The organism is Acinetobacter geminorum (assembly GCF_013009345.1).
Classification (GTDB): Bacteria; Pseudomonadota; Gammaproteobacteria; order Pseudomonadales; family Moraxellaceae; genus Acinetobacter; species Acinetobacter geminorum.
Genome location: NZ_JABELE010000009.1, coordinates 167553 through 182600, shown reverse-complemented (window position 1 = coordinate 182600; position 15048 = coordinate 167553). Strand labels below are relative to the sequence as shown.

The following is a 15048-nucleotide window of genomic DNA, read 5'->3' as shown; positions in this document are numbered from 1 at the left end:
TTCTCTTTATTTTGCTGCAAAAGCAATTACTGAAATTTTGTCTGATGGCTGTTGTGGAAAGCTGTCCGAGGTAAATAGCTGGTCAAGCAGCCCATCAAAAACCTCTATTCCTTTACTAAAAATACCGTGGGTCACATATAGAACGACCTTAGTACAATTGAGACGACGGAGTTCTTTAGCAATACCAATAAAGGTTGCACCGCCATCACAAATGTCATCGGTAATGACCGCTGTTAGGCCTGATAAATCCGTCGCATGTACATGCGTACCTAAAATTTTGCCAGTCACTGGGTCACGTTTTTTATCACACTGAACAACAGTGATTGGTTGTTTGCGCTCACCATTAAAAGCATCTGCAACCATTTGTGTACGCGCTTTTGCGCCTTTGTCTGGGCAAACCAGCACTGTTTTTTCATCTTTTAACAATGTGCTTAGCGCTTCACTCTTTGCGATGATGTCGACTGAACTGATGTTTACAACTTCGCTAAAAGAAGTATTGGCAGCGAGTAAGGCTGTCGTTACTTCACTATGACAGTCCCAAACAGTGATCTTGCCTTGTTTGCCCGCTTTTTTGTCAGCATTGATGTTGAGTAATTTAGTCATAACATCGAGTGAAAATGCTTGGCCTACTGCACAAATACGGTCCTGACGTGCATATGGAAAATACGGAATTTCTAGGTCAACGGTTAAGCCTTGAGTCAGCAATATATTTTCAAGTAACAAATAGTCCATCACATCGTGACTTGAGGTCATTTTGGCGCGAACCAATACGTTGCCAGATAGTGAACCTAATGTTGTCTCATCAATCTGAACATGACGCTCTCCACCAGAAAACTGCGTGAATTTCACTGGGATTTCATTTCTTGCCGCATCTAAAAGCTGGATAGCCATATCATCCTCTTTTTGTCTGATGACCTTCGATGAATATATAGTGGCATAAAGCCACTATATATTTCAAGTCTAATTTTCAAACTTTTTCCAAAGCCATTTAAGACATAAAATTTGCAGTTTTAGAGCATTTTGAGATTCGATTTTTAAGAGAGATTATTCTTCAAGCAATTGAAATAAAAAATTAATTTACAAAAAGCATGACGAGTAAAACTATTATTAGAAGTAGTGGATACAACTTTGCTCGCCATAAATCCGGTAGTTTTGAAATAAATTTTTCTGAAAAATATAGCCCGATCCATGTTCCCACAACCAAGAATAATGCAGCTTCAAACCAGATCAGACCAATGAATCCACTTGGTACCCATTCAGATTGCCAAAGTGACAATAAACAATAGGTAAGCGTTGCAGTCAAAGACAAAGGCAGCGTGAGAATATTTGCAATAGCAGCAGCCTCTGCCATAGAACTACCCCGCCGCCGTAATAAAGGAACTGTCATTACACTTCCTCCTACACCTAAAAGCGCTCCAACCCAGCCAATAATTCCACCTTTAATGAGTTCACTATTTTGACCATAGTGTTGCTTTTGTTTTGATGTCACCATAAACCCAGGTCGGAAATAACAATCAAGAATCGTTACAAACACATAGCCCATAAATATCCAGCGAAGCCAATTTCCATTAAACAATGAGGCCATTACCGCACCAACAACCCCACCTAGTGCAATACCACTCCATAAAAAATGGATCTTTTGCCAATCTATATGTCCCGAACGATAGTGTCGAAAAGTTGCAAAACTTGCCGAGCACAACATCACAAATGCAGATGTGGCCACCGCGATTTGCATTGCATGTATGCCGACACTGCTTTCATTGCCCCACTTTTGAAGAATGACGGTGTAAAGCAAAGGCACAGCAACAAAGCCGCCGCCAAAGCCAAATAACCAAGTGGTTACGCCCGAAAGTAGTCCAAATAAAAATAGCTCATATAGCATGAATATCTTCCTCACGTTTATAGAGGCATGATATAAAATAGCTCTATGGCAAACTAACGTAGAAAAGCCATCTTTTTATTTATTTCAGCCAAAAATATATGCGTAATATTCCAATTAACCACGTAGACCATCTACCACAAGCAGTTCTAGCATTAGGATCAGATTATCCTGCTGATACCTTGTTAGATACGCATAGCCATCGCCGTGCTCAGTTCTTATATGCACCCAAAGGCCTTATGAAAGTTGAAACTGAAGATGGACAATGGCTCGTATTACCGTACAGCGGTGTATGGATACCCGCTGGCAAACCACATCGGGTATGGCTATCTAAAATCAGTACTTATAGTTTGTATATAGAAGCGGACCATGCACCAAGACAAGCAAACTATTGCGAGGTTATACAAGTCTCGCCTTTGTTACATCAACTGCTCATTCAGGCTAATCAGCTACCTGTTGACTACCAGCATTCAGGACGTGACGGCGCTCTTATCGATTTATTGTTATATGAGTTAGAAGCTGCACCAGCCGCCCTGCCTCTGTTTATTCCATTGCCTCATAACACCTTACTATCTAAACAATGTGCCGAGTTTATGCAGCATCCTGATATTCATAGTAGTCCTAAAGATTGGGCACATGAACACAATAAAAGTGAACGGACTTTTCACCGCTGGTTTAAGTCTGAAACTGGCATGTCCTTTCAGGCTTGGCGTAATCGAGTCTGCATCATCTATGCTTTAAATGCGTTAAAAGCAAATATCTCAATTACTGAAATTGCTTTTAGCTTGGGCTATGAACACTCGGCAGCTTTTACCGCAATGTTCAGTAAAATTATGGGTTATCCGCCTACCCATTTTCAAAAAAGATTTCATGCGCATGATAAAGCACTATAAAGATTTACTCATGTGAATGGTGTCATAGGTCTCAATCCACTCACGTTTAATCAAATCAAAGCCTTGGAGCCGCCAAAATTCTTCAGCCGCTGGCAAAAATGGATGGGTATGCAAATACAAACTAGTAATAGCATGGTTTTTGGCATGGCTAAACAATATGTCACATAGCTGGGTCGCGATGCCCTTACGTCGGTATTCAGGCAATACAAATAACTTAACGACCTCAACCGTATTAATCGGCAAATTTAAATCAAAACGATGGTCATAAGCTCGATATGCAATGGTGCCAATAATGCGGTTTTGATTTTTTACCGTAATGAAGCAGCCCAATGGATCATGGACATAATATTGCCCAAAATTTTGTAAATCTTTGGGAACTTGCCCATGATAGATTTCTGGGAATAACAACTGTCTTGTATAAAGTGCAAACTCTACCGCAGACTCATAGTCTGATTTGTCGGCTAACTGATAGTAAAGTGTCATATTTTTTACAGCCAAGAATGATCAGGGATAACAATGGTTTTGTCTTGAATCATGGCCTCATGGAACTCGACATCATAGACACTTTTTAAAAACTTTGGATCAGTTATTCGTGTTTTTGACTCAGGCTTAACCACTTCGTGTTGGCGCATAAAAAACAGATGATCTGCAAATAAAAAAGCTAAATTGGGATCATGCATAATCGCAATCACCGTAAAATTTTGCCGCGATAACTGACGCAACTTTTTCATTAAATAAGACTGGTAATAAACATCGAGATGATTGGTTGGCTCATCGAGCAAAATGACTTTTGGGGCTTGCACTAAAATACGGGCAATCATGACCAATTGTCTTTCGCCACCCGATAACTCGGTATAAGGACGGTCACGCAAATGCTCGATGTCTAAATCAAGCAAAGCTTGGTCTACACGTTCCCAATCTGACTTTGAAGGCCTATATCTGCTGAAAGCTGCACGCCCTGTAATCACTACATCTTTAACCAGAAATGGAAATACGGTTTTATGAAACTGCGGTAAAAAGCCGAGCAATGCAGCCCGATCTTTACCTTTAAAGTCCGATAATGGTTTTCCAGAGTAACGGATTAATCCATCTTTTACGGGTTCTAGACCCGTCATCAGCTTAAAAAGTGTCGATTTTCCGCAGCCATTACGTCCTAAAATGACGGAAAACTGATTTTCAGGAAACTCCAGATGAATATTTTTAAGAACCTGTTTATGCCCATAGGCATAATTTAACTGATCAATTTGAATCATGCCCAATGAGTCCTCTGTGTTTTCATTAATAATAAGAAAAATGGCGCGCCAAGTAGCATGGTAAAAATACCAATCGGTATTTCAAACGTAAGTAAAACCCGAGAAAAGTTATCAATCATGAGTAGAAAACTACCGCCCAACACCATATTGGCAGGAATACTATAGCGGTGATCTGGCCCAACCAACATTCTCACAATATGCGGCATAAAGAGCCCATATAGACTAATAATGCCTGCAGCGGCTACAGAAGTTGACGTACATACTGTGACTAGAGCAATTAAAAGCAGTTGTTCCCATCTTGGGTTAACACCCACAGCCTGCGCTTCTTCAGCACCAAGTGCCATCAAGTTTAATCGCCAACGCATCGCAAATAATCCGACAAGGCCAATACAGATCGGTAGCACGGCATATTGGACCTTTTGCCAAGACGCCTGATGTAAGTTGCCCATGGTCCATTGCACGATCGCTTGTAATTTAAATGGATCACTTAAGTATTGAATAACTGTAAGTCCTGCCAAAAACAGCCCCGAAACAATCATGCCTGATAAAATCACCATCACTAAAGACGTCTGGCTTTCATGTTTTTGATGCGCAAATAAATACGTTAAGCCAACAGCACAAACGCCAAAAATAAAGGCTGATAGATTGGGTGAAAGCCAACTTAAAGAAAGTGCCAAGGCTGCACCGAACGCAGCGCCAGATGAAATACCAAGCACATAAGAATCGACCAATGGATTACGAAACAATGCCTGCAAACCATTACCCGCGGTTGCTAATGCAGCTCCCACCATAAAGGTCAGTAAAATTCTGGGCAATCTGACATTCATAATAATGTTCTGCATCAGTCTAAATTGTTCTGCATCAAAATAAGGTGTACCAAAAACTGCTTGTACACCCCACAGCGTATAGTCCCATGCACTCAAGGTCTGAGTTGGCCCAATAAGCAGCGAGATAAAAATCATGAGGAAAGGTAAAGGGTAAAACCAATAATATTTCAGTTTTTCCATATTTATTGCACCAACGTTTTTGCAAGGTGCTCACCATACAACTTAGTTAAAATGCGCTGTTGTAAAGCACTTACAGGTAAATCGGAGTTTTCGGGATAAATACTATGATTCAAATAAATCGCCGTAATAATAATTTTGATGGTGTGTGGGTTATATACAAATGCAGGACTCAAATTAAATACCTTTCGGTTTTGCACGGCACTTAAACCCTGTAATTCTTTTCGTTCATAAATCAGTTGGGGGTTAGTATTCCAAAGCACAATATTGTCGGGGTTCCATTCAATTAAAGTCTCGGGATTTACATTGGGTTGATTCGTATTGGTCTGAACAATGTTGTACGCACCCGCCAGCTCAATAAAATCATTGGTAATCGACTGACGTCCCGAGGTAGAAAAAATTCGGCCACCAGACCAAGCATAGTAAATCGATTGTTTATTTGGCTGACGTGCGGTTTTGGCTGCGACCTCCGCCACAATTTCATCAGAGAAATTTAAAATTTCTTGAGCTCGCTTTTGGGCACCGCTCAGAATAGCAATTTCAGAAAGTTCTTCTTTTACTTGCTGGTAGGTACTGGACTCCATGACATATACAGCAATGCCGAACTGCCGTAACAGTTCAATTGTTTGAGTCTGCCCGCTCCCTACAATCACCAGATCAGGTTTTAACAACACAAGACTTTCAATATTGGTTGCATTTGCCCCTTGTGAAGGCGTCGCAAGCTGCTTATTGGCGATACGCTTATCTATTTTTGAGTAGGCATTAAATAATAAAGGCTGGATGTATACTTCGGCTGGTATGCCAATCACTTTATGACCTTGCCCTAGCATATATAAGCCATCTAAACCCGACTCAAATAGAGAAACTATTCTTTGGGCGGGTTTGGCTACACAGACTTTTGTATTTGTATTATCGAAGACACATATAGAATGGGCTGCTAACTTTTCCTGCGCATTACCACTTTGTTCAGATGAAGAACATCCACATAGAATGAGTAAAGTGAGTAATAAAGCGAATAACTTCATTACGGCACCCAACGCACAAATACAGTGCAAAATAAAAAGACGTGTCTATTTGGTGCATTTTTCATGTGAAAAACACACCATAAGTGAGCAAGACGGTTTGAATCATCATTTATAAGTTAGTAAATCAAATGGTGTACTAAAGATAAGAGTAATTAAGCAATAAAAATGCCAGAATTACAAAATAAACTTAATAATCATGTGATTGTGATTTTTAAAACTCGAAAAATGAATAGCCATTTCCAAAATATTTAAAATTTTCTTTAAACCATTCAACTGAAATCACTTACTTTTCAATATTTAAATTTAATCAGAAAGTTTTAGCTTTAATATTTAAAAAATTTAATCCAGAAAAATAATGAGACTTCATAACTACAAAATTAAAAAACAAAACACATTACATAAAAATATAATTAAATTTTTATTTTAATCCTCAATAGAACCACATTAAACATATATTAAATAATTAAGTTTTTCTAAAAAATTACACGATTTAAAATTAAGTTTTTTCATTATTAATATTAAACATAAAACTTTAATAAAAACTATTTTATATGCTAGATTAGGTTAAGAATTATCCAAAACAAGGGTAAATTCATACATTACAAATAATCAAATATAAGAACATTAAACATGACAAGGATTTAAGAACATGAAGAGAAATTATTATATTTTAGGCACTCTATTATTTAGCATGAGCTTAACAACCCATGCTGACTCACTACGAATGAGTGCGACGGAGTTTGCAAAAGATCCAGCCAAAGTAAGTGCATTACAAAAAGGTTTGGAAAAAATGCGGGCAAATAATAATGCTCCCCCCTTATCACCCGAGTTTCGTACAAGCTTTAATTACTGGGCCAATACGCATGGCTATTTTGGTACAGGTACACATGCAACAGACAAAGATTACTATGTTAATCAATACCGTATGCCCCAGTGTTTACAGGTATATAGTAAAGCAGTATGTGACAGTTACTATAAGCATATTCAAAATTCACCAGTCCCAAATGATGGCTTTACCGATGAAGTTTGGGGTACATGCCAACATGGCAATCTAAATTTCTTACCGTGGCACCGTATGATGCTTTATTTTTATGAGCGAACGGTACGTAAATATGTTGGACAAGATTATTCACTTCCTTATTGGGACTATTACGAAGAAAAAGCTGCTAATGGTCAAGGCTTAGCACTGCCTAAATTGGTCCGCGGTAAACAGGCTGGTACTTTATATGATCAGTTCCGTACCCCGGGTTTAAATACCAACATCAGCGCCATAGATCCAGATAATGCCAGCGCTGCTCAAGCCTTTAAATGGGATAACTTCAAAGATTTCTCTAACCAGTTACAATCCCAACCCCATGGTGTAATGCACTGTGCAGTAGGTAAAAACTGTGTATTGCCTGATATGGGCTTTGTACCTATTGCAGGCTTAGACCCCGTATTTTATATGCACCATGCAAATATAGATCGCTTGTGGCAATGCTGGCTAAATAAAAAAGCGAATGGGCAACCGATTACGCTTGAATGGGCCAAGAAAAATTTAGGTATGCCAGATAGTTGGTATGACACCCGATATACATTTGCAGATGAAAACGGCAATAAAGTTACTATGACAATTGCTGATGTATTCACCCCCGGTAAAATTCCAGTGCGATATACCAATGAAAATGCTTGTAAAGTTGAAGCTACGGTCATGAGTAGTAAAGGTGCTGAAAAAGCAAACCTATTTAAAATGAATCATAAACCAGTTAGCAGTAATAAAAGCATTAAGCTTATGGGTGTAACTCAAAAAGTAGCTTTAGCCCCTCAAACTGCAAGTTTCTTAGAGAACTCAAGTCAACTTACTCAAACAACGCTTTCATCAGGACAAACCTATTTAATATTAGATAATGTCCAAATGATTGGTAATCCAAATCTAACCTATAAGATTTATCTATCTCCAAAAAATAAACCTGACCAAAAAATTTATGTTGCCACAATTAACTACTTCGGTGTGTTAGATCATGACCACGGCGGGCACCCAGGTCATATTGGTCAATTGGTTTATCAAGTTAGTGATCAGGTTAAGCAATTAGGCATGCCTGCTGAAGACTTAGAGGTTCAGTTTGTTGCTACTGATTTAACGCTTGATCAAGTGAAAGAAAAATTAAGCTCTCAAGGCTTGAGTATTTCTCAGGTTCGCTTAGAAACTTCAAAATAATAATTTAAGGGAGAGGCCTGATTTTTTCAGGCCTATATTCATTATGAAAATAGCTCATTTAATATTATGCATACCTCTAACCTTAGTGAGTTGGTGTGTATCAGCAAATGATACTTCTGAACGTATATTAGAAGACCCACCCGATATGGCTGTTGCGCGTAATCATGTCGCATTAATTGCCAAACCTAAATCTACTACGTCACCAACAAACGCTCCACAAATGCAATCTTCAAATGAAGCATTGTTTACATGGGAAGTTAAAAAAACGAGGAACAGACTTTGGAACCCAGCGACAAATCGTTATGACGAAGTCCTTTTACGTAGTTATCAAGGTACAAATACACAGCCCAATACGCCTTATATTGCTCCGACGATTGAAATATTTCCGGGAGAAACTGTACGAGCAAACTTAGATAATCAACTTGATACAGACCCGATTACTCACAAAAAATTTCCTAAAGACCCAAGTTGTACTGGCGATCATTTTGATGTGAATAAACCACATTGTTTTGATGGCACTAACATGCACACTCACGGTTTATGGATTAACCCAGCAGGAAATAGTGATAACGTTTTAATTTCGATTAATCCGGGTGTTAATTTCCAATATGAATACAACATTCCATCCGATCATCCAGCCGGAACATTTTGGTACCATCCACATCGACATGGTTCAACCGCGATTCAAGTTGCAAGTGGTATGGCGGGTGCGTTAATTATTCGTGGATATCGCCAGCCTACCCCAAATAAGTCAGGTGATTTAGATTTACTCACTTATGGTTTTAAAGAAAGAACTCTGGTTTTTCAGCAAATCCAATATGCTTGCTACGATGCTAACGGAAAAATCGAAACCGATCAAAATGGCAACTATATTTGCCAAAACAATCAAATTGGTGAAATTAGAGATTATCAGGGTTTTGGCCCCGGCGATTGGGGAAAATCAGGACGATATACGAGCATCAATGGAGAAGTTCAACCCTTCATCACTCAAGCGGTTGCAGGACAAGTTGAGCGTTGGCGGATGGTACATGCAGGTGTTCGCGATAGTATCAACTTAAGCGTTCGTCAAATGCAAAATATTCCATCCAAACTCAATTTAACACCAATGGGTGAAAAGAAATTATTAAGTGAAAGTTGTACAGGACCTATTGTGAGTCAACACATCATCGCAGCCGACGGTCTAACTCTCAAACAAGTTATGGACAAAACAGTAACAGTCTTTCAACCAGGTTATCGTTATGACGCATTAATTCAATTCCCTCAAGAAGGTCGTTATTGTTTAATTGATGAAGCGGCTTCGGCTTCTGCTAACGTGGACCGTACACTTTCACAGAAGCACTTACTCGGTATAGTTCAAGTCAATAAAGCCAGCTCTGCTACGCAGTCTTTAACAACGGCTTTAAGCAATAATGCATACCGAAATATTGCCCCAGATATGCGTCCCGCAGTTCTTCAAGATTTACAACAAAATCTGAAGCTTAGTCATTTTGTTCCTCATCAGGACTTACCAACTACACCGTATAAACAATTTTTAGAATTTAATATTGATACAAATGCTGATCCAGTTCAGTTTCTGGTGAATGGAAAACCGTATCAACCAGATCGAATTGACCGTACGCTCGAGTTAGGCAAAACCGATGAATGGATACTCACCTCTAAATTAGCTAGCCATCCTTTTCATATTCATGTAAACCCATTTCAAGTCGTAGCAGTGTATGACCCTAACGGTAAAGATGTCAGTGATATAAATGCCGTGGATGACTATGACAAAACGGCTGCACCTGATCCACAATATCGTGGTCTAAAAGGGACATGGAAAGATACAATCTGGGTTAAAAACGTACAAGGAGCCAGTTATAAAGTCATTGTGAGAACCAAGTACCAACGCTACATCGGTGACTTTGTATTGCACTGCCATATTTTGGATCATGAAGATCAAGGCATGATGCAAAATATTCGAATTACTCTTCCTGATGGAAATGGTGGAGTTTCACAAGGCCATCACTAGTTCTGGACTGCAGTAAAACTTTATTCTAATAAAACCGCTTATATTAAAATAAGCGGTTTTTTAATACTAATAAGGAAGCAAAACAGTTTGAATTATAAGTTGTAGAGTTATCAAATAAAGTCTTAAATAGTAAATAGAAAAAGGTATAAAATTTACCAAGCAATAAAAACCATTTAATTATTGGCTTAAAAAGTGCACATCAGAGCTACTCAAATAATTTAATAGTGGTTACTGCACAATCAACATTAAAATAAATAACTCGTTATAATCCAGCCCAAAATCTGATAGACATTAACTTCCGATGCTGACCCAATCATCTTTCTGGCGTAGTCTTTACCGTTTAATTCATATTTATGCCGGTTTTTTTATTGCACCATTTATATTGGTCGCAGCATTCACCGGCTTACTCTATGCGATTACACCTCAACTTGAACAAGCGATTTATAAAGATGTTCTATACGTTGAGCCATTGAAGCAACCACCACATAAGCTGAGCCAGCAAATTGAAGCTGCAAAGCAAGTAATGCCAAAGTCTGCACAGGTGATTGAAGTTAGGCCAGCTCCTAGCTCTGATCAGACAACACGTGTAATTTTTTCAGACCCTATCCACGCTTTTACAAGTGAAGCCGTTTTTATTGATCCTTTTACACTTAAAGCCAAAGGTCATCTAGCGGTTTATGGTACCAGTGGGGTTCTGCCATTTCGAACTACGCTCGACCAGTTACATAGCAATTTATTACTAGGAAAATGGGGGCGCTTTTATAGTGAACTGGCTGCAAGCTGGTTAGCAATTTTGACTTTAACCGGACTTTATAATTGGTGGAAACGCCGTCAAAATCTTAAAATTAGACAGACACAAAAAAATAGATTATTAAGATGGCATAGCACATTGGGTTTAGGTCTATTTCCTCTCTTATTAATAATCGCCATTACGGGGCTTACATGGTCCCAGTGGGCTGGAGATAATATTCGAGTTGCTCGTCAGTGGCTTAACTGGCAAACGCCAACATTAGCAACTTCCCTTCAAACAGATAATTTACCTACAGTGATGCACCATGAACATCACGAGATGCCTCATAGTGAAAATCTTAATTTAAATATTGTTTCGACTGAGTACGATACTGCTCTTTCAATCGCTAGAGCACATGGTATTGATGCAGCACAAATACAAATCAAATCACCGACTAGTGGAAATCAAGCTTGGACTGTAGCCGAAATTCAGCGCAAATGGCCAACTCAAGCAGACAGTATCGCCATTGATATGGAACAACACAAAGTCATCGATCAACTTGCGTTTAAAGACTACTCGTTAGTGGCAAAACTCACTCGTTGGGGAGTTGATGCCCATATCGGGGTTTTATTTGGTTGGATAAATCAATTGATACTGGCACTTTATGCTTCCGCACTGTGTATTATGATTATTTACGGATATAGAGCTGCGTTTAAAAACTCGAATTTAAAACTCATGACAACTCACTTTGTTGGTCAAAGCTTATTGATTTGGAATCGTGCAACTGGTTCACAAAAAATATGGTTAATATTGGTGGGAATCGTGTTAGGGCTTAGCTTACCTGTTTTTGGTTTTAGTATTTTATTTACGCTATTTATCTTTGCTATGCGTAAATACATCCCGTCTAAATCATAAACTCACATTGGTATTAAACTTTTGAGCTGTGCACACTACGCATAGTATGCACAGCCGAAAATAACTACTAAATTAATCTTCAGACAGTGTTTTCATATCAATCACAAAACGATACTTCACATCGCTCTTTAACATACGCTCAAAAGCTCCGTTAATATTTTTCATATCAATCATCTCAACTTCAGAAACAATATTATGCTCACCACAAAAATCGAGTAGCTCTTGTGTTTCTTTAATTCCACCAATGACCGACCCTGCAATTGATTTTCTCCCTAAAATCATAGGTACTGAATTTGCGCTAATTTCACCTAAATATCCAACCAACACAATGGTTCCATTTAAAGCTAAAGTTGGAATATAAGGCTTTAAATCATGGTCATAAGGCACAGTATCAACAATTAGATCAAATTGATTTAATACTGATTTCATTTGAGTGTCATCTGTTGATAACACAACATGATGTGCGCCAAGTTGTTTTGCATCCTGTTCTTTGTTTGCTGAGCGGGTAAATAATGTCACTTCAGCGCCTAGAGCATTGGCAAGTTTAATTGCCATGTGCCCTAAACCACCTAACCCCACTACAGCGACTTTACTACCTTTGCCAACATTCCAGTGACGTAGTGGCGACCAAGTGGTAATGCCAGCACAAAGCAGTGGTGGCACAGCTTGAGCATCCAGATTTTCAGGTACTTTTAATACAAAATCTTGGCTACAGGTAATGCTTTGTGAATATCCACCATAAGTTGGGCGTTGGTCATGGCGATCTACGCCGCCATAAGTCTGGATGTTACCTTCTTCACAATATTGCTCTAACCCTGAATGACAAGCAGAACAAGTACGGCATGAGTCGACCATACAGCCAATGCCCACTAAATCACCAACTTTATACTTTGTGACTTTAGGGCCAATTGAGGTGACACGCCCGACAATTTCATGACCCGGAACTAAAGGATAAGCACTAAATCCCCAATCATTTTTAGCTTGGTGTAGATCGGAATGGCAAACACCACAGTATTCAATTTGAATAACAACATCATCTTCACGTGGGGTTCTACGTTCAAATTTAAACGGAACTAAAGGAGTTTCTGATGACAGCGCGGCATAACCTAAAACTTCAGTTGTCATATTTTTTCTCTCGTGTTTAATGTTTAAATAGAAATGATTCCTTCACTGGATATTCATTAATGGCTATTGATTTTGAAAACCCATGAATACGTTTTGGGAACGGTGATCCAGCAAAATTGAATCAATCAGTTTTTTGCCATGTTCCTCAGTATAAAAATGAAAGTTGTAGAGTGTTGTTCTATTCCTCTCACAGATTTGCCTAATCCTCCGAATTGTTGTACTTCTCACTATTTTTCTTATTTGAAATGCCTACAATAAAAACACAGAGGGTAATCGGTAGAATCTGAATGGCGAATAGGTCTCTAGACAGTAATCAAGAATTAGCTCAACTTGTCAATCAATGGACCCGAGAAAAAGGTACATTCGAAACAGCTATTATGGGACTGACTTTATATCGTGCAGAGACATTGACCCAACCAAGTAGCAGCATGATGGATGCCAGTCTATGTATGATTGCTCAAGGAAAAAAACAGGTGATTCTTAGCGAAGAAACCTATACGTACGACTCTAACCATTTCCTTTTTACTGCAATTGATTTGCCTGTAATTGCTCAGGTTCTTGAAGCTTCAGTTGAACGACCTTATCTTTCAATCGTGTTACGCCTAGACCCGTATGTACTCGCCCAAATCATGCTTGAGGCGCATATTCCTTTTAAAGATGTAAATACTGAGAAAAAAGGAATGGCGGTTGGAGTAGTCAATTCAGAGCTGAATGATGCGTTTATACGGTTAATAAAACTACTAGATACGCCACAAGACATTCCCATCTTGTCTCCTCTTATTATTAAGGAAATTTTTTATCGTTTATTGATGAGCCCACAAGGCGATCGACTTAAACGTATTGTAGCGGCAGGCACTACAGGGCATCGAATTGTGAAAGCGATTGAATGGCTGAAAACAAATTTTGCAAAATCATTTAGTGTTGAAGAACTGGCAAGCACAATGGGGATGAGTGCATCAAGTTTTCATCAACATTTTAGGGATATAACTTCCATGAGTCCCTTACAATATCAAAAGAGAATGAGGTTGACCGAAGCACGGCGTTTATTAATGACCGAAGAATATGACATTTCATCTACCAGCATGCAAGTCGGTTATGAAAGTTTGTCGCAATTTTCTAGAGAATATAAACGTTTTTTTGGGGTTTCTCCGTCAGTAGATATTAAGAATATATAAGAAACATCCTGAATATTGAGGGCTTTTCTATTTATCAGTTTTAACTGAGTAATAATATTCACAGCACTTGGATCTTTTTGTCCTAGAGTGATTTTAAATACTTTTTTTAATATTGATATTTTTTAAAAACAAATCAACCGCATACTCAACCCAAGTACTAATTTCATTCTCTGATATTAAATAATCAGGATGCGTCAAACATTTTAGATGAGCATCACTTCTTAATAACGATAAAAATATATTCGCAGCAACTTCTGAAGAAGAGCTTAATTCAATTTCGCCCTGTCTAACGGATTTTTCTAGATATCCTGCAATGATATTTGCTAGACGCTGTGGACCTAATTCAAAGAATTTTTCAGATAACTCAGGGAATCTTACAGCTTCTGCAATACAGACCCTAAAAAAAGCCAAACCTGAATGCGATAATATAAAACACAAATAGGTCTTTCCAATTTCAGTTAGAGCTGAGCGTAAATTGTCGGCTTTTGTCTCAACTAAAATAATTTGTTTTTGCATGTTGGTACATTGACGTTCGATCACCGCTGCAAACATCGCTTCTTTATTCTTATAGCAACCATACATAGTAGCTTTTGAAACCCCCGCTTCCTTTTGAATCATGTCGGTCGTTGTTCCACTAAAGCCGTGGATCAAAAAAAACTTTGTTGCTGCATCCAGAATTTTTTGATCTTTTTCATGAGCTTTCGTTAAACTAGACATATTGACCTTATAAAAATTTTAGCAATTTCGTTCTAAGTGTAACTCATCGAAAAGTTCAAAATCGAGAATTGACGGAAATTTAATTAAAGAGTAGAGTACCGATCGGTACAGTACAGTAAATATCTAC

General features: G+C 38.5%; 13 protein-coding genes. 5 read left to right on the top strand and 8 right to left on the bottom strand.

Going from position 1 to position 15048, the window contains the following annotated elements; genetic code table 11:
• Positions 1-6 precede the first annotated feature (6 nt).
• Entirely contained in the window at positions 7-891 is an 885-nt protein-coding gene (locus tag HJG58_RS10635; protein WP_170248841.1) for a phosphoribosyltransferase family protein, read from the bottom strand.
• Positions 892-1072: 181 nt separating this feature from the next.
• Positions 1073-1882 (bottom strand): sulfite exporter TauE/SafE family protein, encoded by an 810-nt coding sequence (locus tag HJG58_RS10630; protein WP_170248840.1) that lies wholly within the window; start codon positions 1880-1882, stop codon positions 1073-1075.
• 98 nt (positions 1883-1980) lie between these two features.
• On the opposite strand from HJG58_RS10630, the gene HJG58_RS10625 reads away from it, so the two are divergent.
• On the top strand, positions 1981-2772 hold the full coding sequence (locus tag HJG58_RS10625; protein ID WP_170248839.1) for an AraC family transcriptional regulator: 792 nt from the start codon (positions 1981-1983) through the stop codon (positions 2770-2772).
• Here HJG58_RS10625 and HJG58_RS10620 read toward each other — a convergent pair.
• From HJG58_RS10620 to HJG58_RS10605, 4 genes are read right to left on the bottom strand one after another with little or no spacing between them, the layout of a single operon-like run.
• Complete coding sequence (locus tag HJG58_RS10620; protein WP_170248838.1) at positions 2767-3255, bottom strand: GNAT family N-acetyltransferase; 489 nt, start codon at positions 3253-3255, stop codon at positions 2767-2769. The two genes, HJG58_RS10625 and HJG58_RS10620, sit on opposite strands and share 6 nt — an antisense overlap.
• Before the next feature lie 5 nt (positions 3256-3260).
• A complete protein-coding gene (locus HJG58_RS10615; protein WP_170248837.1) occupies positions 3261-4025 on the bottom strand; it encodes an ABC transporter ATP-binding protein in 765 nt (254 codons plus the stop codon).
• Complete coding sequence (locus HJG58_RS10610) at positions 4022-5032, bottom strand: FecCD family ABC transporter permease (RefSeq protein WP_170248836.1); 1011 nt, start codon at positions 5030-5032, stop codon at positions 4022-4024. The genes HJG58_RS10615 and HJG58_RS10610 overlap by 4 nt, the downstream gene beginning before the upstream one ends.
• 2 nt (positions 5033-5034) lie before the next feature.
• Entirely contained in the window at positions 5035-6054 is a 1020-nt protein-coding gene (locus HJG58_RS10605) for an ABC transporter substrate-binding protein (RefSeq protein WP_170248835.1), read from the bottom strand.
• 649 nt (positions 6055-6703) lie between these two features.
• On the opposite strand from HJG58_RS10605, the gene HJG58_RS10600 reads away from it, so the two are divergent.
• From HJG58_RS10600 to HJG58_RS10590, 3 genes are all read left to right on the top strand, one after another.
• Positions 6704-8251 carry a tyrosinase family protein gene (locus tag HJG58_RS10600; protein WP_170248834.1) on the top strand — a complete coding sequence of 516 codons (1548 nt, stop codon included), beginning with the start codon at positions 6704-6706 and terminating at the stop codon, positions 8249-8251.
• A gap of 43 nt (positions 8252-8294) precedes the next feature.
• Positions 8295-10259, top strand: a complete 1965-nt coding sequence (locus HJG58_RS10595; protein ID WP_170248833.1) for a multicopper oxidase family protein — start codon at positions 8295-8297, stop codon at positions 10257-10259.
• A gap of 301 nt (positions 10260-10560) precedes the next feature.
• On the top strand, positions 10561-11904 hold the full coding sequence (locus HJG58_RS10590; RefSeq protein ID WP_170248832.1) for a PepSY-associated TM helix domain-containing protein: 1344 nt from the start codon (positions 10561-10563) through the stop codon (positions 11902-11904).
• A gap of 72 nt (positions 11905-11976) precedes the next feature.
• On the opposite strand, the gene HJG58_RS10585 is transcribed toward HJG58_RS10590, so the two are convergent.
• The gene (locus HJG58_RS10585) at positions 11977-13029 is read right to left on the bottom strand and encodes an NAD(P)-dependent alcohol dehydrogenase (RefSeq protein WP_170248831.1); all 1053 of its coding nucleotides are present in this window, start codon (positions 13027-13029) and stop codon (positions 11977-11979) included.
• A gap of 287 nt (positions 13030-13316) precedes the next feature.
• On the opposite strand from HJG58_RS10585, the gene HJG58_RS10580 reads away from it, so the two are divergent.
• Positions 13317-14204: an AraC family transcriptional regulator gene (locus HJG58_RS10580; RefSeq protein ID WP_170248830.1), complete on the top strand. Its 888-nt coding sequence runs from the start codon at positions 13317-13319 to the stop codon at positions 14202-14204.
• Positions 14205-14297: 93 nt separating this feature from the next.
• On the opposite strand, the gene HJG58_RS10575 is transcribed toward HJG58_RS10580, so the two are convergent.
• On the bottom strand, positions 14298-14921 hold the full coding sequence (locus HJG58_RS10575; protein ID WP_170248829.1) for a TetR/AcrR family transcriptional regulator: 624 nt from the start codon (positions 14919-14921) through the stop codon (positions 14298-14300).
• Between the last annotated feature and the right edge of the window lie 127 nt (positions 14922-15048).